Genomic DNA, 16,349 nt, shown 5'->3' on the forward strand with positions numbered 1-16,349 from the left:
CATGAGACTCGCCGCCGCTGTGCTGGCGGTCGGTGCACTGGTCATGCCGCTCACCGTCGGTGCTGCGGCGGCTCCCGCCGCGGCGGTCCGGCACGCCGGGTTCTGCGACGTGTTCCCCTGGCTGTGCCCGAAGCCGGCCGACCCCGAGCCGACGGCGAGTCCCACACCGGCGCCGAGCGAGCCGGGTGCTGCGACGCCCGCACCGGGGAAGCCGGTGATCCCCGGGACGAAGGGAGCGGCTCCGGCTCCCACGCCGTCGCCGACGCCCGTCGTCGCCGAGCCCGACGCCGGGGCCCCGGTGTTCACGGACACTCCGGCGCAGATGGGCTCCAAGGGGCTGTCGTTCAGCGGCCTGAAGTCGATCGGCATCGTCACCGTGCCGACGAAGAGCGGCAAGGACGTGCGCGTGCTGAAGATCAGCGCGGACGCCATCACCATCACCGGCTTCTCACTGACCGTGCGCCCGCCGGACGGGCCCGGCCTCGTGACCAAGGCAGACACGATGTCCCTCCGAGGGAACGTGACCGTCTACATCGGTTCGATCACCGCCGAGGGCCATGATGGCAAGACGCTCACGCTCGGGCTGGACACGCCGCCCGCACTCGATGACATCAGGCCGGGCCTGCTGCGCGTGACGATGGGCCTGGTCGGCACGCTCGCCGACTCGATCTCGTACACGAACACCGACCAGTACATCGTGGAGTGAGGATCGACCCCGACACCGGCGTCCGGTGTCGGGGCCGCCTCGTAGACTCGAAGCATGGCATCCGACTCCTTCGTCCACCTCCATGTGCACAGCGAGTACTCGATGCTGGACGGCGCCGCGCGCGTCGGTCCGCTCGTTCAGGAGGCGGTGAAGCAGGGCATGCCCGCGGTCGCCGTGACGGACCACGGCAACACCTTCGCGGCGTTCGAGTTCTACCGCACGGCGCAGGCCGCCGGCATCAAGCCGATCATCGGCATCGAGGCCTACGTCACGCCGGGCACGCACCGCGGAGACCGCACCCGGGTGCAGTGGGGCTCGCCCGAGCAGCGCAGCGACGACGTATCGGGCTCGGGTGCGTACACCCACATGACCCTGCTCTCGGAGACCACCGAGGGCATGCACAACCTGTTCCGGCTGTCCTCGCTGGCGAGTATCGAGGGCTACTACTTCAAGCCGCGCATGGACCGGGAGCTGCTGCAGAAGTACTCGAAAGGCCTGATCGCGACGACCGGATGCCCCTCCGGTGAGATCCAGACCAGGCTGCGCCTGGGCCAGTACGACGCGGCGCGCGCCGCGGCCGCCGAGTTCCAGGATCTGTTCGGCAAGGAGAACTACTTCGCCGAGATCATGGATCACGGCCTCTCGATCGAGCGCCGGATCATGGAGGATCTCCTCAAGATCGCCAAGGACCTCGGCATCCCGCTGGTCGGCACCAACGACCTTCACTACACGCACCAGCACGACGCGAAGAGCCACGAGGCGCTGCTGTGCGTGCAGTCCGGCTCGACGATGGACGACCCGAACCGGTTCAAGTTCGACGGCGACGGGTACTACGTCAAGTCCGCCGCCGAGATGCGGCAGCTGTTCCGCGACCACCCCGAGGCCTGCGACAACACGCTGCTGATCGCCGAGCGCTGCGACGTGTCGTTCAACACCAGCGCGAACTACATGCCGCGCTTCCCCGTGCCGCAGGGCGAGACCGAGGAGAGCTGGTTCATCAAGGAGGTCGAGACCGGCCTGCACGCGCGCTACCCCGGCGGCATCCCGGACGACGTGCGCAAGCGCGCCGCCTACGAGACCGACGTCATCACGCAGATGGGCTTCCCCGGCTACTTCCTGGTGGTCGCCGACTTCATCAACTGGGCCAAGAACAACGGCGTGCGCGTCGGCCCTGGTCGAGGCTCCGGTGCCGGTTCGATGGCCGCCTACGCGATGAAGATCACCGATCTCGACCCGATCGAGCACGGTCTGATCTTCGAGCGCTTCCTCAACCCCGATCGCGTCTCGATGCCCGACTTCGACGTCGACTTCGACGACCGTCGCCGCGGCGAGGTCATCCAGTACGTCACGGAGAAGTACGGTGACGAGCGCGTGGCGCAGATCGTCACCTACGGCACGATCAAGGCCAAGCAGGCGCTGAAGGATGCCGGCCGGGTGCTCGGTTTCCCGTTCAGCATGGGCGAGCGCCTCACCAAGGCGATGCCGCCGCCCGTGATGGGCAAGGACATGCCGCTGACGGGCATGTTCGACAAGGACCACCCGCGTTTCAAAGAGGCCAGTGAGTTCCGCACGGTCATCGAGACCGACCCCGAGGCGAAGACGGTCTTCGACACCGCCGTCGGCATCGAGAACCTGAAGCGCCAGTGGGGCGTGCACGCCGCGGGTGTGATCATGTCGTCGCACCCGCTGATCGACATCATCCCGATCATGAAGCGCGAGCAGGACGGCCAGATCGTCACGCAGTTCGACTACCCGTCCTGCGAGTCGCTCGGCCTGATCAAGATGGACTTCCTCGGGCTGCGCAACCTGACGATCATCTCGGACGCTCTCGCGAACATCCGGATGAACCGTGGCGAGGAGCTCGTGCTCGAGGATCTCGCGCTCGACGACCGGCCGTCCTACGATCTGCTCGCGCGCGGCGACTCGCTGGGCGTGTTCCAGCTCGACGGCGGGCCGATGCGCTCGCTGATGCGCCTGATGAAGCCCGACAACTTCGGTGACATCTCGGCCCTCATCGCGCTGTACCGACCGGGTCCGATGGGCGCCAACTCGCACACCAACTACGCGCTGCGCAAGAACGGGCTGCAGGAGATCACGCCGATCCATCCCGAGTTCACCGAGTCGCTCGCCGACATCCTGGAGGAGTCCTACGGACTCATCATCTACCAGGAGCAGGTGATGGCGATCGCGCAGCGGGTGGCCGGGTTCTCGCTCGGCCAGGCAGACATCCTGCGCCGCGCGATGGGAAAGAAGAAGAAGTCCGAGCTGGACAAGCAGTTCGAGGGCTTCCAGGCCGGCATGCATTCAAACGGCTACACGGATGCCGCGGTGCAGGCGCTCTGGGAGATCCTGCTGCCGTTCTCGGACTACGCCTTCAACAAAGCCCACTCCGCCGCCTATGGAGTGATCTCGTACTGGACCGCGTACCTGAAGGCGCACTACCCGGCCGAGTACATGGCCGCGCTGCTGACCAGCGTCGGCGACTCCAAGGACAAGATGGCCCTGTACCTGAACGAGTGCCGGCGCATGGGCATCAAGGTGCTGCCGCCCGACGTCGGCGCGTCCATCAACTTCTTCGCGGCAGTCGGCGACGACATCCGCTTCGGTCTGGGCGCCGTGCGCAACGTCGGCAGCAACGTCGTGGAGGGCATCGTCGAGGCGCGGCAGAAGGAGCCGTTCACCTCGTTCCACGACTTCCTCAGCAAGGTGCCGCTGCACGTGGCCAACAAGCGCACGGTGGAGTCGCTGATCAAGGCGGGTGCGTTCGACACCATGGGGAACACCCGCCGGGGCCTGCTGGAGATCCACGAGGACGCGGTCGAGGCGGCCGTGGGCATCAAGCGCAACGAGGCGACCGGCGCGATCGGCTTCGACTTCGACAGCCTGTACGAGGCCGACGAGGTGCAGCCGCCGCAGGTTCCGGAGCGCCCGGAGTGGACCAAGAAGGACAAGCTCGCCTTCGAGCGGGAGATGCTCGGTCTGTACGTCTCGGATCACCCGCTCGCCGGGCTCGAGGTGCCGCTCGCCAAGCACGCCTCGATCTCGATCCACGACCTGCTCGCATCCGAGGACCTGCAGGACGGAGACCAGGTCACCGTCGCGGGCCTGGTCACCAGCGTGCAGCACCGCGTGGCGAAGGCCAGCGGAAACCCGTACGGCATGATCACCGTCGAGGACTTCAACGGCGAGGTGACCGTCATGTTCATGGGCAAGACGTACACCGAGTTCCAGCACGTGCTGCAGCAGGATGCGATCCTCGCGGTGCGCGGCAGGGTGTCCCGTCGTGACGACGGACTGAACCTGCATGCTCAGTCGGCGTTCGCGCCCGACATCGGGGCGTTCGACGCCGCCGGTCCGCTGTCACTCGTGGTGGCTGAGCAGCGCGCCACCGAGCGGGTGATGACCGACCTCGCCGAGGTGCTCCGGCGGCACTCAGGCGAGACCGAGGTCGTGCTCCGTGTGCACCGCGGCGGGACGGCGAAGGTGTTCGAGGTGCCGATGCCGGTGTCGGTCTCGGCCGATCTGTTCGGCGACCTGAAGTCCCTGCTGGGCCCGTCCTGCCTGGGCTGAAACGTGTAGCGCGCCGACACGCGCGGCGGCTGCTCGACCTTCGCCGGTAGGATCGGATGCCGTACCCGGCGTCGCGACCTCCCCATCCGTGCGCCGCGACGAAAGGATGTACCGATGAGCACTGCGGCCCAGGACGACGGCGTGCTGTATGAGGAGCAGGTCGAGCCGGAGCACGGCATCCTCGGGATGACGCTGCGTGAACTGCTGATCGTGGCCCTGTGGCTGATCGGTTTCATCGTGTCGTTCTTCCCAGTCGGCGGGCAGGGCTCCTCGACGCTCTGGCAGAGCGGGGTGCATTGGCTCCTGCCGGTCGCGGTGCCCACCGTGGCGGTGTTCCTCATCGTGCTGCGCCGGTTCTCGCCGGAGGGCATCCGCAGGGTCGGCTCGCTCGGGGTCGACCAGTTCGCATCGGTCGCATTCTCGGTGGCGGCGGTGCTCTGGGTGCAGCTGCTGTGGGACCTCGCTGCCGCGTCGACCGCCGGCGGCGGCTTCCAGGTCGCATGGGCGACGATCGTGGAGACCGTCGTCGCGCTCGCGCTCGTCGTGCTGACCGTGCTCGCACCGCTCATCCCGGGTATGCGTGAGGACTTCCATGGCCGGCTCGAGACGCTCGCGCACCGTAACGCGAACCCGGTCAGGCCGGTCATCGCCCGGCCGAGCGCTGCGCCGGAGCTCCTCGCGATCGAGGCCGCTGCGCACGACGACGAGTCGGCGCAGGCGGCGGACGCGGAGGCGGAGTTCCTGTTCGCGTCCGACACCGACGCCGTGACGGAGATCCTCTCGCCCCTCGACGACGATGATGCCGAGGATGCCGCTGACGACGAGGCCGGGCCGACCGAGGACGCCGCAGAGTACGACGTGCCCGACGACACGACCCGTCCCGTGTCCACGGCCAAGACCGCGGATGCCGCGCAGCCGTTCTGGATCCTGACCCCCGATGCCCGCGAGGTGCTCGACGAGCACGGGCGGGAGCTGTTCACCATCGGACCTCATGCGTGGGCGCTCGTCATCGAGGACCGGGGAGGCGCGTACGTCATCCGCCATGACGACGGCCGTATCGGCTTCCTGCACGACATCACGAACATCACGAAGGGCTGAACCGGGTTGCGCACCATCGATCTCCGCGGACAGGAACTCTCCGCCGCGGCCATGCTCGCCGCCGTTCCCCGTGCCGTGCAGGCACGCGCCGAGGCGCTCGACACCGCCGCGCGCATCGTGGACGATGTGCACCGCCGCGGTGAGGAGTCGCTGCGCGAGCAGGCCGAGCGCTTCGACGGGGTGACGGGCCACGACATCCGGGTCCCCGCCGAGCATCTGGCACAGGCGCTCGCCTCCATCGATCCTCGCGTCCGCGCGGCTCTCGAGGCTGCCATCGGCCGCGTGCGCCGAGGTTCCGCTGCACAGGTCCCGGGCTCCCGGACCACCGAGATCGGGCCCGGCGCGCGGATCGTGCAGCGCTGGCAGCCGGTCGACCGCGTCGGCGTGTACATCCCCGGCGGCAAGGCGGCACTGGCATCCAGCGTCGTGATGAATGTCGTCCCCGCTCAGGTCGCTGGTGTCGCGCGCATCGCGCTCGCGTCGCCGGCGCAGAGTGCGCACGGCGGACGGATCGATCCGACCATCCTCGCGGCCGCGGCGCTGCTCGGTGTCGACGAGGTGTACGCGATGGGCGGCGCCGGCGCGATCGGCGCGCTCGCCTGGGGCGTGGAGAGCCTCGGTCTCGACCCCGTCGACGTCGTCGCCGGTCCGGGAAACAACTACGTCGCGTCGGCCAAGCGCGCCGTCGCGGGCATCGTCGGCACCGATTCCGAGGCCGGTGCGACCGAGATCCTCATCGTCGCGGATGCCGGGGCAGACCCGCTGCTCGTGGCGGCGGACCTGATCAGCCAGGCCGAGCACGACGAGCAGGCTTCGGCGGTGCTGGTCACGGACTCGTCCGAGCTCGCCGAGCGCGTGGCCGAGGAGGTCGGCACGCTCGCCGCCCGCACGCGGCACAGCGAGCGTGTGGCCGTATCCCTCGGCGGGCCGCAGTCCGCCATCGTGCTCGTCGACGACCGCGCGATGGCGGTCGCGTTCAGCAACGCCTATGCGCCGGAGCACCTGGAGCTGCACCTGGCCGACGCCGAGACCGCCGCAGACGCCTTCACCAGCGCCGGTGCCGTGTTCGTCGGCGATCAGACGCCGGTGAGCCTCGGCGACTACATGGCAGGCAGCAACCATGTGCTCCCGACCGGAGGTCAGGCGCGCTACGCGCCGGGCCTCGGCGCCTACACCTTCCTCCGTCCGCAGCAGGTGATCTCCTACGACCGCACTGCGCTCGCACAGGCCAGGGAGGGCGTCGTCGCGCTGGCGGACGTCGAGGGCCTGCCCGCACACGGCGAGGCCGTCGAGGCGCGATTCGCCGCCCGGGACTGACCGGCGAGTATCCTGGAGCATCATGCACTGCCCCTTCTGCCGGCATCCGGACTCCCGCGTGATCGATTCACGCACCAGCGACGACGGTCTGTCGATCCGTCGCAGACGGCAGTGTCCCGAGTGCGGCGGCCGGTTCACGACCACCGAGACGGCGAGCCTCGCGGTGATCAAGAGGTCGGGAGTGAGCGAGCCGTTCAGCCGTGACAAGGTCATCACCGGTGTGCGCAAGGCGTGCCAGGGCCGCCCGGTGACCGAGGCCGACCTCGCCGTCCTCGCGCAGCGGGTGGAGGAGGCGGTCCGGCAGACCGGCGTCTCGCAGCTGGACACGAACGAGATCGGTCTTGCCATCCTCGGGCCGCTCCGCGAACTCGACGAAGTCGCCTTCCTGCGCTTCGCCAGCGTCTACCAGGCGTTCGACTCGCTCGAGGACTTCGAGTCCGCGATCGGCGAGCTGCGCGCAGACCGCGAGAAAGCCACCGCAGAAGACCGGTAATCTGGCAGGGATGTATCCGCTGCTCTTCCGCCTCGTCCTGTCGCGCTTCGACCCGGAGTTCGCGCACCACGCCGGCATGGCCGTGATCCGGGTGGCCGGTGTGCCGCCGTTCTCCTGGACGGCTCGCGCGCTGACCAAGCCGCATGCGGAGCAGCGAGTGCAGGCGCTCGGTCTGTCCTTCCCCTCGCCTTTCGGCGTCGCCGCAGGTTTCGACAAGAACGCCGTGGGTGTGCGCGGCCTCGCCGCGCTCGGCTTCGGACACGTCGAGATCGGCACCGTCACCGCGATCCCGCAGGATGGAAATCCCAAGCCCCGGCTGTTCCGGCTCGTCGCCGATCGCGCGGTCATCAACCGCATGGGTTTCAACAACGAGGGCGCGGATGCTGCGGCGAAGCGCCTCACGAAGCTGCGACGCCGCCGGCCGAACACCGTCATCGGCGTGAACATCGGCAAGAGCCGGGTGGTCGACGTCGAGAACGCGACCGCCGACTATGTGACATCCGCGACGCGGCTCGCGCCGCTCGCCGACTACCTTGCCGTGAACGTCTCGTCGCCGAACACTCCCGGCCTGCGCGGTCTGCAGGCCGTCGAGACGCTGGCGCCCCTGCTGCGCGCGGTGAAGGATGCCGCGGGGGAGACCCCGCTGCTGGTGAAGATCGCGCCTGATCTGCCCGACGAGGAGATCGCCGCGATCGCGACGATGGCCGTGTCAGAGGGACTCGCGGGCATCATCGCGCACAACACGACGATCGGCCGCGAGGGCCTGGTCACCGATCCGTCGGTCGTCGAGGCGGCGGGAGCGGGCGGACTGTCCGGTGCACCGCTGAAGCAGCGCTCGCTCGAGGTACTCGCCGTCGTGCGTGCCGCGGTCCCGGCCGACTTCTGCGTGATCGCGGTCGGCGGAGTCGAGACCGCGGAGGACGTGCAGAAGCGGCTGGATGCCGGAGCCACGCTGGTGCAGGGCTACACGGCGTTCCTCTACCGTGGGCCGTTCTGGGCGCGGCAGATCAACCGCGGCCTGCGCAGCGCCGCTCGCTGAGCGACGCTGCGGACGCGTCAGGCGGGGTACTGCCCGCGCTTGACCTGGGGCTTCGGCAGGCGCATGAAGCGCATCTGCAGGGAGCGCATGGCCGCGTACCATCCGAGGCCGCGCTCGAGGCGGTCCTTGCCGAACTTGACGGCCGCCTTGCGCTTGACCCGCCACGCGAGCAGGACCATGTCGAGCACGGCGAGCAGCATGAACACCCACAGGGCGATCATCGCGCTGTAGGCGATCGTCGTGATCGGCATGAGCGCCGCGATGATGACGACGATCATCATCGCCATCACCCATTCGCTGAGGTGCCAGCCGGCGTCGACGTAGTCGCGCACCCAGCGGCGCTGCGGGCCCTTGTCCCGGGCCGGCAGATACTTGTCCTCGCCGCGCTCCATGCCGATGCGCGCGCGATCGCGACGGGCCTGCAGATCGGCCTTCGCCGCGGCGCGGGCCTCCTTGGTGTCCGCCACGAGCGGGCGACGGCGTGCGGCCTCCTGCTCGGCGCGCGTCGGCGTGGCGCGGCCCTTGCCGACGGCGGGCGTCTCGGGTGCGTCGTCGTTGGCGGGGGGAGTGGAAGCGGGCACAGCAGTCCTCATGTCGTGTAACGGGATATTCCTTAAGATTACTCGCATGACCACCATCTCCTCCCCGTCGTCCGCCGAGCAGGACGCATCCGTCCTGGAAGCTGTCGCCACCGGCATCCCCGCAGCCCTGTCCGACCTCGGAACGCTGGTCCGCATCCCCGGCATCGCCTGGCCCGCGTTCGATCAGACCCAGTTGGAGCGCAGCGCCGACGCCGTCGCCGATCTCGCCCGCGGAACAGGTGTCTTCGACGAGGTGCGCGTGCTGCGCGCGGCCATCCCCGGCACCGACGAGATGGGTCAGCCGGCCGTGCTGGCGACGAAGAAGGCGCGCAACGGGCGACCGACGATCCTGCTCTACGCCCACCACGACGTGCAGCCGCACGGCGACGAGGCGCTCTGGGAGACGCCGCCGTTCGAGCCGACCGTGCGCGACGGCCGCCTGTACGGACGCGGCGCCGCGGACGACAAGGCCGGCATCATGTCGCACATCGCGTCGCTGCGCGCGGTGTCCGAGGTTCTCGGCGACGACTTCGACCTCGGCGTCTCGATGTTCATCGAGGGCGAGGAGGAGTACGGCTCGCGGTCGTTCGCGCAGTTCCTCTCGGACAACGCGGACGCGCTGCGCGCCGACGCGATCGTCGTCGCCGACTCGGGCAACTGGGACCAGCGCACGCCGGGGCTGACCGTCACCCTGCGTGGAAACGCACGATTCACGCTCAAGATCCGCACGCTCGAGCACGCCTCTCACTCCGGCATGTTCGGGGGAGCGGTTCCGGACGCGATGATGGCGGCCGTCACACTGCTTGCCACCCTGTGGGACGCCGATGGTGCAGTAGCCGTCGAGGGACTGCAGGCCAGGGACATGGGGACGCCCTCCTACGGCGAGGACACGCTGCGCGACGAGACCGGGCTGCTTCCCGGTGTGTCGCCGATCGGACGGGACGAGATCCTGAGCCGCATCTGGAACAAGCCCTCCGTCACGATCACCGGAATCGACGCGACCAGCGTCGAGGCGGCCTCCAACACTCTGCTGCCCGAGGTCAGCGTCGTGATCAGCTCGCGCGTCGCCCCCGGTCAGAGCGCGAAGGACGCCTACGACGCACTGGAGGCGCACCTGCGCGCGCACGCGCCGTTCGGCGCGGAGCTGACCTTCTCCGATGTGGATCTCGGCGACGGCTTCCTCGTCGACACCGCAGGCTGGGCGGTTGAACTCACCCGCGCCGCGATGGAGGACGGCTACGGCGTTGCGCCGGTCGACCTCGGCGTCGGCGGCTCGATCCCGTTCATCGCGGACCTGGTCCGTGAGTTCCCCGGAGCGCAGATCCTGGTCACCGGCGTGGAGGACCCGCACTCGCGCGCGCACAGCCCCAACGAGTCGCTGCACCTGGACACCTTCCGCAACGCGGTGCGGGCCGAGGCGCTGCTGCTGGCCCGGATGAACGGCGCCACGCAGGGCTGAACGGACCGGCCGCCGCCTGCACCGCGGCGGTAGACTGCGAAGAGGGCGGCGTCCGCGCCGCACGAGTACTCAAGGAGTGACATGAGCGACACCACGCTGACCGAGACGAGCACCCGCGCGCACGGCGTCGGCCTGACCGACGCCGCCGCACTGAAGGTGAAGAGCCTGCTCGAGCAGGAGGGCCGCGACGACCTGCGTCTGCGCGTCGCCGTCCAGCCCGGCGGATGCTCGGGCCTGATCTACCAGCTCTACTTCGACGAGCGGTTCCTGGAAGGCGACGAGACCGTCGACTTCGACGGGGTCGAGGTCATCGTCGACAACATGAGCGTTCCGTACCTCGACGGCGCATCGATCGACTTCAAGGACACCATCTCGGAGCAGGGGTTCACCATCGACAACCCCAACGCCCAGGGCTCCTGCGCCTGCGGCGACAGCTTCCACTGACCGGCCGCCAACCTGCGTGGTTGGCATGAATCGGGTGTGAGGTTGCCCTAGACTTGGGGTTGCCCCTGTCCGAGATCTGAAAGGTGCACCGTGCCTTCGAAACGCCGCCTTCGTTGGGTAGCGATCCCCCTGGGAATCGCTACAGCTGTGGCTCTGGCGGGATGTTCTCCGCTCGAGACCCACGGCTTCCTCCCGGGCTTCGTAGAGGGCGGCAGCGCCGCCACGAACCAGACCGCGCGAGTCGAGTCGTTGTGGGTGAACTCCTGGATTGTCCTGCTCGCCGTCGGCATCATCACGTGGGGTCTGATGGGCTGGGCGCTCGCGGTCTACCGCCGGCGCAAGGGCCAGACCGGTCTGCCCGTGCAGCTCCGCTACAACATGCCGATCGAGATCCTCTACACGGTGATCCCGCTCATCTTCATCATGGGCATGTTCTTCTTCACCGCTCGTGATCAGACCGAGATCGAGACGCAGTGGAAGAACCCCGACGTCGAGGTCACCGCGATCGCCAAGCAGTGGGCGTGGGACTTCCAGTACGACGGCGAGCAGAAGGACAACTCCGACGCCGTCTGGACCATGGGCGTTCAGGCCCAAGCCGACGCCAACGGCAACATCGACCGCGACAAGCTGCCCACGCTGGTGCTGCCGGTCGACCAGAAGGTCAAGATCGACCTTCAGTCGCGCGATGTCATCCACTCCTTCTGGATCATCGACTTCCTCTACAAGAAGGACATGTACATCGGCAAGGACAACTCGTGGTCCTTCATCCCGACGCGCATCGGCGAGTACGACGGCAAGTGCGCCGAGCTGTGCGGCGAGTACCACTCGATGATGCTGTTCAATGTCAAGGTCGTGTCCCAGGCCGACTACCAGGACTACCTCGACGAACTGCGTGACAAGGGCAACACCGGTGACATCACCGATGCCTACGATCGTCTGTCCAACCTTCCGGGCACCGGATCGAACTCGGGCGCGAAGGAAGAGGAGTAAGCGATGACGACCACTGCAGAACCCCAGACCGAGACGCCGAGGGGCCGTCCCACGACGATCCCGGCGCGTCAGGCGGCGCTGCTGTCCTCCACACGCGTGGAGCAGAAGGGCAACATCGTCGTCAAGTGGCTGACTTCCACCGATCACAAGACGATCGGGTACATGTATCTGATCGCCTCGGTGCTGTTCTTCCTCCTCGGCGGCGTGATGGCACTGGTGATCCGTGCCGAGCTGTTCGCGCCCGGCATGCAGATCGTGCCGACCAAGGAGCAGTACAACCAGCTGTTCACGATGCACGGCACGATCATGCTGCTGATGTTCGCGACGCCGCTGTTCGCCGGTTTCGCGAACGCGATCCTGCCGCTGCAGATCGGTGCTCCGGACGTCGCGTTCCCGCGTCTGAACGCCTTCGCCTTCTGGCTCTTCCTCTTCGGCTCGATCATCGCGGTCGCCGGCTTCCTCACCCCGCAGGGTGCGGCTTCCTTCGGCTGGTTCGCCTATCAGCCGCTCGCGAGTGTGTCGTTCTCGCCGGGCGCCGGAGGAAACCTCTGGATGGTCGGCCTGGGCATGTCCGGTTTCGGAACCATCCTCGGTGCGGTGAACTTCATCACCACCGTCATCACGATGCGCGCTCCGGGTATGACGATGTGGCGCATGCCGATCTTCTCGTGGAACACCCTCATCACCAGCCTGCTGATCCTGATGGCGTTCCCCGTGCTCGCCGCTGCGATGTTCGCGGCCGCCGCCGACCGCATCCTCGGTGCGCACATCTACGACCCGGCCAACGGCGGCGTCCTGCTCTGGCAGCACCTGTTCTGGTTCTTCGGTCACCCTGAGGTGTACATCATCGCGCTGCCGTTCTTCGGCATCGTCTCGGAGATCTTCCCGGTGTTCAGCCGCAAGCCGATCTTCGGATACAAGACCCTGGTCTACGCGACCATCTCGATCGCCGCGCTGTCGGTGGCCGTGTGGGCGCACCACATGTACGTCACCGGTGGTGTCCTGCTGCCGTTCTTCGCGCTGATGACCATGCTCATCGCGGTGCCGACGGGTGTGAAGATCTTCAACTGGATCGGCACGATGTGGCGAGGATCGATCACTTTCGAGACGCCGATGGTGTTCGCCCTTGGCTTCCTGGTGTCGTTCGTCTTCGGTGGTCTGACCGGTGTCATCCTGGCCGCGCCTCCGCTGGACTTCCACCTGAGCGACTCCTACTTCGTGGTGGCGCACTTCCACTACGTCGTGTTCGGAACCGTCGTGTTCGCGATGTTCGCCGGCTTCTACTTCTGGTGGCCGAAGTGGACCGGACGCATGCTCAACGAGCGCCTGGGATACATCCACTTCTGGATGCTGTTCATCGGCTTCCACATGACCTTCCTCGTGCAGCACTGGCTGGGCGTCGACGGCATGCCGCGTCGTTACGCCGACTACTCGGCCTACGACAACTGGGAGTGGCAGAACCAGGTCTCGACCATCGGTGCGATCATCCTGGGCGCCTCGATGCTGCCGTTCTTCCTGAACGTCTGGATCACCGCCCGCAAGGCTCCGAAGGTCACGGTCAACGACCCGTGGGGCTACGGCGCATCGCTCGAGTGGGCGACCAGCTGCCCGCCGCCGCGTCACAACTTCACGTCGATCCCGCGCATCCGCAGCGAGCGTCCCGCGTTCGACCTGAACCACCCCGAGGCTGCGGAGCACCCGGTTGCCGCCGCGGCAGGAGAGGCGAAGTAACCCATGCGCTCCAATGTCATCCTCTGGTGGGTCCTCACCGTCTTCTTCCTGATCACGGCCGGTGTGTACGTGGGATGGAACCTCGTCGCCGAGAGCCACGTCGAGTGGGTCGGAACTGTGGCGCTGCTGTTCGTCGCGTTCATGGGCGCCATGATCGCCCTCTACCTGCACCGCACCTACAAGGCGCAGGGCGGCGAGCTGCCCGAGGACATCCTGACTTCGGACATCGACGACGGCGACCCCGAGCTCGGCGAGTTCAGCCCGTGGTCCTGGTGGCCGCTGGTGCTGGCCGGCTCCGCGGCGATCTTCCTGATCGGAATGGCCGTCGGGCAGTTCCTGCTCCCGATCGGTCTCGGGATCTTCGTGGTCGCGATCGTCGGCTGGGTCTACGAGTACTACCGCGGGCACTTCGCCCGCTGAGGACTCGCTCCACTGCGATCTCCATGATGAAAGCCCCCGGCTCGTGCCGGGGGCTTTCTCGTGCGCGAGGCGTCGGTCGCCCGCAGAGGCGTAGCCGTCTCAGGCCTGAGTGCGGATGCGGGGGACGCCGACGTTCGGGTCGATCGGGCGGCGGTGCACGCCCTCTGCGTTCTCGATCGGATAGCCCTCACGGACCCAGTACTCGAAGCCGCCGATCATCTCCCGCACCTCGTAACCCAACGCGGCGAACTCTAGGGCGCCCTTCGCGCCCGCGTTGCATCCGGGGCTCCAGCAGTACACGACGACGGCGCTGCCGGCGGGGATCTCCTTCGGCGCGCGGTCCGCGATCTCGCTGTAGTGCATGTGCACAGCCCCGGCGACCCGTCCCTGCGCCCAGGCCTCGTCGGATCGCACATCGACGATCACCGCCGCTTGACCGGCCTTCTGCGCCGCGTACACATCGCTGGCGTCCGTCTCGAAGGTGAGCTTGGCGGTGAAGTACTCGGTACGGTCCATGAGGTCAGCCTACGCCGCGCCCGACACCCCCTCGCCGAGGATGACGGGGCGCTGGGCCCTGCTGTCGATCTCGTCCCGGATCGCCGCGATGAGGTCGTGCACGGGCACTGCCCGCGCGTCGACGGTCAGGGTTCCGTCCGCCGCCTCGCGATCGCCGAGTACGGCGATGTACGGTGCCTGAAGCGCATGCGCCCGCGCGATACGGGAGCCCAGGCTGCCCCGATCGAGGACACGGACCCGGATGCCGGCCGCCGACATACGTGCCTGCACCAGCTCTGCGGCATCCGCATGCCGACGTGGATCCATCGGGACCAGTGCGACCTGGACGGGGGAGAGCCAGGTGGGGAAGCGCCCCTGATACCGCTCGATCAACAGGGCGACCAGGCGCTCCATGGAGCTGAGCAGGCCACGATGGACCATCACCGGGCGGTGCTTGGCCCCGTCGGACCCGACATACACGAGGCCGAATCGCTCCGGGAGCACCCGATCGACCTGCACGGTGGAGAGAGTCTCCTCACGCCCTGCGGCGTCGCGCACCTGCACGTCGATCTTCGGCCCGTAGAACGCGCCTTCGCCCGGCACATGCACGTACGGGATGCCGCGTCGATCGAGCGCAGCGCGGAGATCCGCCTCCGAGGCGTCCCAGTCCTCATCACTGCCTGCACCGGCCTGGCCCCGGCCGGAGAGTCGGTAGTGGTCGACATCGATGCCCAGCACCGCATAGGCGTCGGCTATCGCGTCGAGCGCGAGAACCACCTCATCGACGACCTGCACCGGCATGCAGAACACGTGGGCATCGTCCAGGCTGATCTGCCGGACCCGGCTGAGCCCGCCGAGAACACCGGAGAGCTCGCTGCGGAACATGGATGCCGACTCGATGAGGCGCACCGGCAGATCGCGCCAGCTGTGCGCCTCCGCGGCGTACACCTGCACATGGCTGGGACAGTTCGCCGGTCGAAGGACCAGTTCGTCTTCGCCGACCTTCATCGCCGGGAACATGTCCTCTGCGAACTTGTCCCAGTGCCCGCTCTGCTCGAACAGGGCGCGCTTCGCGAGCACCGGGGTGTGCACGCGTACACAGCCGGTGCGCTCGGCGATCTCCGCTGCCATCCGTTCGAGCTCGCCACGGATGACGGCGCCGTCGGGCAGCCAGATGGGCAGACCCGCCCCGATCACAGGGACGGTGTCGAACAGGCGCAGGCGACGGCCGAGTGAGCGGTGGTCTTCGTTCTCCATGATGTTCTCCTTCGTGTTGAGCCGAGGAGACACCGAGAGACGACGAGAGCCCGGGGTGTTTCCCCGAGCTCTGGTGTGTGCGTGATCCGCTACAGGCAGCGCCGGAGAGAGTCCGGCGTCGTGGTGACCTGAAGCATTCGCATGCGAAAGACCATAGCACTACTCATGGGCTCGCGACGCGTTAGAGCGCAGCGGTCATCTGGACGCGTGAGCCATATCGAGTCAGGCCGAGCGCGTCCTCGACCGCGACGAGACCGCATTGGAAGTCCGTCGAAGGCTCGGAGACGCGGAACCCGCAGGATGCGTAGAACGGGGCGTTCCAGGGCACATCCGCGTACGTGCGGAGCGTGATCTCCTCATGCCCGCGGTCAGCCGCGACGCGGAGCGCCTCGTCCACCAGCCGTCGGCCGAATCCACGGCGCCCGAAGCGGGGGAGGACCGCCACCTGCTCGAGATGCACCGCGCTGTCGGGCTCCAGCACATGCACGAACCCCACGACCCGCCCGGAGACCTCTCCGACGAGTAGGAAGCCGGGCTCTGCGGCTCGCTCCACGGCAGCATCCGGCGCGGGCCAGTCGACGGCTCCGAAGCGCTCCACGAGGAGACTGTCGGCCTCCGCTTCGATCTCCTCGATCAGAGGGAGGTCCTCGGTGCGTGCGGGCCGGACGATCAGGGACATCCGAACAGCCTACCGAGTCGGGCGCGGACGAAAGAAGGAGGGCCCCGTCCGAAGACGGGGCCCTCCTTCT

The 16,349-nt window shown here is 67.9% G+C and carries 15 protein-coding genes; 11 read left to right on the forward strand and 4 right to left on the reverse strand.

The window, feature by feature from the left end; translation table 11 throughout:
* The first annotated feature begins 1 nt into the window (after position 1).
* The 6 genes from ACFVAE_RS00485 to ACFVAE_RS00510 all read left to right on the forward strand — a co-directional run bounded on the left by ACFVAE_RS00485 (position 2) and on the right by ACFVAE_RS00510 (position 8,223).
* The gene (locus ACFVAE_RS00485; protein WP_378886961.1) at positions 2–706 is read left to right on the forward strand and encodes a hypothetical protein; all 705 of its coding nucleotides are present in this window, start codon (positions 2–4) and stop codon (positions 704–706) included.
* Positions 707–760: 54 nt separating this feature from the next.
* Complete coding sequence (gene dnaE / locus ACFVAE_RS00490; RefSeq protein WP_378886962.1) at positions 761–4,276, forward strand: DNA polymerase III subunit alpha; 3,516 nt, start codon at positions 761–763, stop codon at positions 4,274–4,276.
* A gap of 114 nt (positions 4,277–4,390) precedes the next feature.
* The gene (locus tag ACFVAE_RS00495; RefSeq protein ID WP_378886963.1) at positions 4,391–5,374 is read left to right on the forward strand and encodes a hypothetical protein; all 984 of its coding nucleotides are present in this window, start codon (positions 4,391–4,393) and stop codon (positions 5,372–5,374) included.
* Between the two features lie 6 nt (positions 5,375–5,380).
* Positions 5,381–6,691, forward strand: coding sequence for a histidinol dehydrogenase (gene hisD / locus ACFVAE_RS00500; protein WP_378886964.1), 1,311 nt, complete (start codon positions 5,381–5,383; stop codon positions 6,689–6,691).
* Positions 6,692–6,713: 22 nt separating this feature from the next.
* Positions 6,714–7,184 (forward strand): transcriptional regulator NrdR, encoded by a 471-nt coding sequence (nrdR, locus tag ACFVAE_RS00505; protein WP_378886965.1) that lies wholly within the window; start codon positions 6,714–6,716, stop codon positions 7,182–7,184.
* Positions 7,185–7,194: 10 nt separating this feature from the next.
* Positions 7,195–8,223, forward strand: a complete 1,029-nt coding sequence (locus ACFVAE_RS00510) for a quinone-dependent dihydroorotate dehydrogenase (RefSeq protein WP_378886966.1) — start codon at positions 7,195–7,197, stop codon at positions 8,221–8,223.
* Positions 8,224–8,240: 17 nt separating this feature from the next.
* Here ACFVAE_RS00510 and ACFVAE_RS00515 read toward each other — a convergent pair whose 3' ends face one another.
* On the reverse strand, positions 8,241–8,816 hold the full coding sequence (locus ACFVAE_RS00515; protein WP_378886967.1) for a DUF3043 domain-containing protein: 576 nt from the start codon (positions 8,814–8,816) through the stop codon (positions 8,241–8,243).
* A gap of 34 nt (positions 8,817–8,850) precedes the next feature.
* On the opposite strand from ACFVAE_RS00515, the gene ACFVAE_RS00520 reads away from it, so the two are divergent.
* The 5 genes from ACFVAE_RS00520 to ACFVAE_RS00540 all read left to right on the forward strand — a co-directional run bounded on the left by ACFVAE_RS00520 (position 8,851) and on the right by ACFVAE_RS00540 (position 13,848).
* The gene (locus tag ACFVAE_RS00520; RefSeq protein WP_378886968.1) at positions 8,851–10,263 is read left to right on the forward strand and encodes a dipeptidase; all 1,413 of its coding nucleotides are present in this window, start codon (positions 8,851–8,853) and stop codon (positions 10,261–10,263) included.
* 81 nt (positions 10,264–10,344) lie between these two features.
* The gene (erpA, locus tag ACFVAE_RS00525) at positions 10,345–10,707 is read left to right on the forward strand and encodes an iron-sulfur cluster insertion protein ErpA (RefSeq protein ID WP_378886969.1); all 363 of its coding nucleotides are present in this window, start codon (positions 10,345–10,347) and stop codon (positions 10,705–10,707) included.
* A 90-nt stretch (positions 10,708–10,797) separates the two neighbouring features.
* A complete protein-coding gene (gene coxB, locus ACFVAE_RS00530; protein ID WP_378886970.1) occupies positions 10,798–11,697 on the forward strand; it encodes a cytochrome c oxidase subunit II in 900 nt (299 codons plus the stop codon).
* 3 nt (positions 11,698–11,700) lie between these two features.
* Complete coding sequence (gene ctaD, locus ACFVAE_RS00535; RefSeq protein WP_378858413.1) at positions 11,701–13,428, forward strand: cytochrome c oxidase subunit I; 1,728 nt, start codon at positions 11,701–11,703, stop codon at positions 13,426–13,428.
* A gap of 3 nt (positions 13,429–13,431) precedes the next feature.
* Positions 13,432–13,848, forward strand: coding sequence for a cytochrome c oxidase subunit 4 (locus ACFVAE_RS00540; protein ID WP_378886971.1), 417 nt, complete (start codon positions 13,432–13,434; stop codon positions 13,846–13,848).
* A gap of 99 nt (positions 13,849–13,947) precedes the next feature.
* Here ACFVAE_RS00540 and ACFVAE_RS00545 read toward each other — a convergent pair whose 3' ends face one another.
* The 3 genes from ACFVAE_RS00545 to ACFVAE_RS00555 form a co-directional block, all read right to left on the reverse strand.
* Positions 13,948–14,364: a rhodanese-like domain-containing protein gene (locus tag ACFVAE_RS00545; protein ID WP_378886972.1), complete on the reverse strand. Its 417-nt coding sequence runs from the start codon at positions 14,362–14,364 to the stop codon at positions 13,948–13,950.
* A 9-nt stretch (positions 14,365–14,373) separates the two neighbouring features.
* Positions 14,374–15,633, reverse strand: coding sequence for a threonine--tRNA ligase (thrS, locus tag ACFVAE_RS00550; RefSeq protein ID WP_378886973.1), 1,260 nt, complete (start codon positions 15,631–15,633; stop codon positions 14,374–14,376).
* Positions 15,634–15,781: 148 nt separating this feature from the next.
* Positions 15,782–16,279: a GNAT family N-acetyltransferase gene (locus tag ACFVAE_RS00555; RefSeq protein WP_378886974.1), complete on the reverse strand. Its 498-nt coding sequence runs from the start codon at positions 16,277–16,279 to the stop codon at positions 15,782–15,784.
* Positions 16,280–16,349: the final 70 nt, after the last annotated feature.

This window comes from Microbacterium sp. NPDC057659 (genome assembly GCF_042799915.1).
In the GTDB taxonomy this organism is placed as follows: Bacteria; Actinomycetota; Actinomycetes; order Actinomycetales; family Microbacteriaceae; genus Microbacterium.

What these genes read in the sequence shown, in the direction of transcription:
- erpA (WP_378886969.1), top strand. Translation starts at nt 10,345, where the DNA reads ATGAGCGACACCACGCTGACCGAGACGAGCACCCGCGCGCACGGCGTC.
- ACFVAE_RS00495 (WP_378886963.1), top strand. Translation starts at nt 4,391, where the DNA reads ATGAGCACTGCGGCCCAGGACGACGGCGTGCTGTATGAGGAGCAGGTC.
- ACFVAE_RS00545 (WP_378886972.1), bottom strand. Translation starts at nt 14,364, where the DNA reads ATGGACCGTACCGAGTACTTCACCGCCAAGCTCACCTTCGAGACGGAC.
- ACFVAE_RS00515 (WP_378886967.1), bottom strand. Translation starts at nt 8,816, where the DNA reads ATGAGGACTGCTGTGCCCGCTTCCACTCCCCCCGCCAACGACGACGCA.
- ACFVAE_RS00555 (WP_378886974.1), bottom strand. Translation starts at nt 16,279, where the DNA reads ATGTCCCTGATCGTCCGGCCCGCACGCACCGAGGACCTCCCTCTGATC.
- dnaE (WP_378886962.1), top strand. Translation starts at nt 761, where the DNA reads ATGGCATCCGACTCCTTCGTCCACCTCCATGTGCACAGCGAGTACTCG.
- ACFVAE_RS00540 (WP_378886971.1), top strand. Translation starts at nt 13,432, where the DNA reads ATGCGCTCCAATGTCATCCTCTGGTGGGTCCTCACCGTCTTCTTCCTG.
- ACFVAE_RS00520 (WP_378886968.1), top strand. Translation starts at nt 8,851, where the DNA reads ATGACCACCATCTCCTCCCCGTCGTCCGCCGAGCAGGACGCATCCGTC.
- ACFVAE_RS00510 (WP_378886966.1), top strand. Translation starts at nt 7,195, where the DNA reads ATGTATCCGCTGCTCTTCCGCCTCGTCCTGTCGCGCTTCGACCCGGAG.
- nrdR (WP_378886965.1), top strand. Translation starts at nt 6,714, where the DNA reads ATGCACTGCCCCTTCTGCCGGCATCCGGACTCCCGCGTGATCGATTCA.
- ACFVAE_RS00485 (WP_378886961.1), top strand. Translation starts at nt 2, where the DNA reads ATGAGACTCGCCGCCGCTGTGCTGGCGGTCGGTGCACTGGTCATGCCG.
- ctaD (WP_378858413.1), top strand. Translation starts at nt 11,701, where the DNA reads ATGACGACCACTGCAGAACCCCAGACCGAGACGCCGAGGGGCCGTCCC.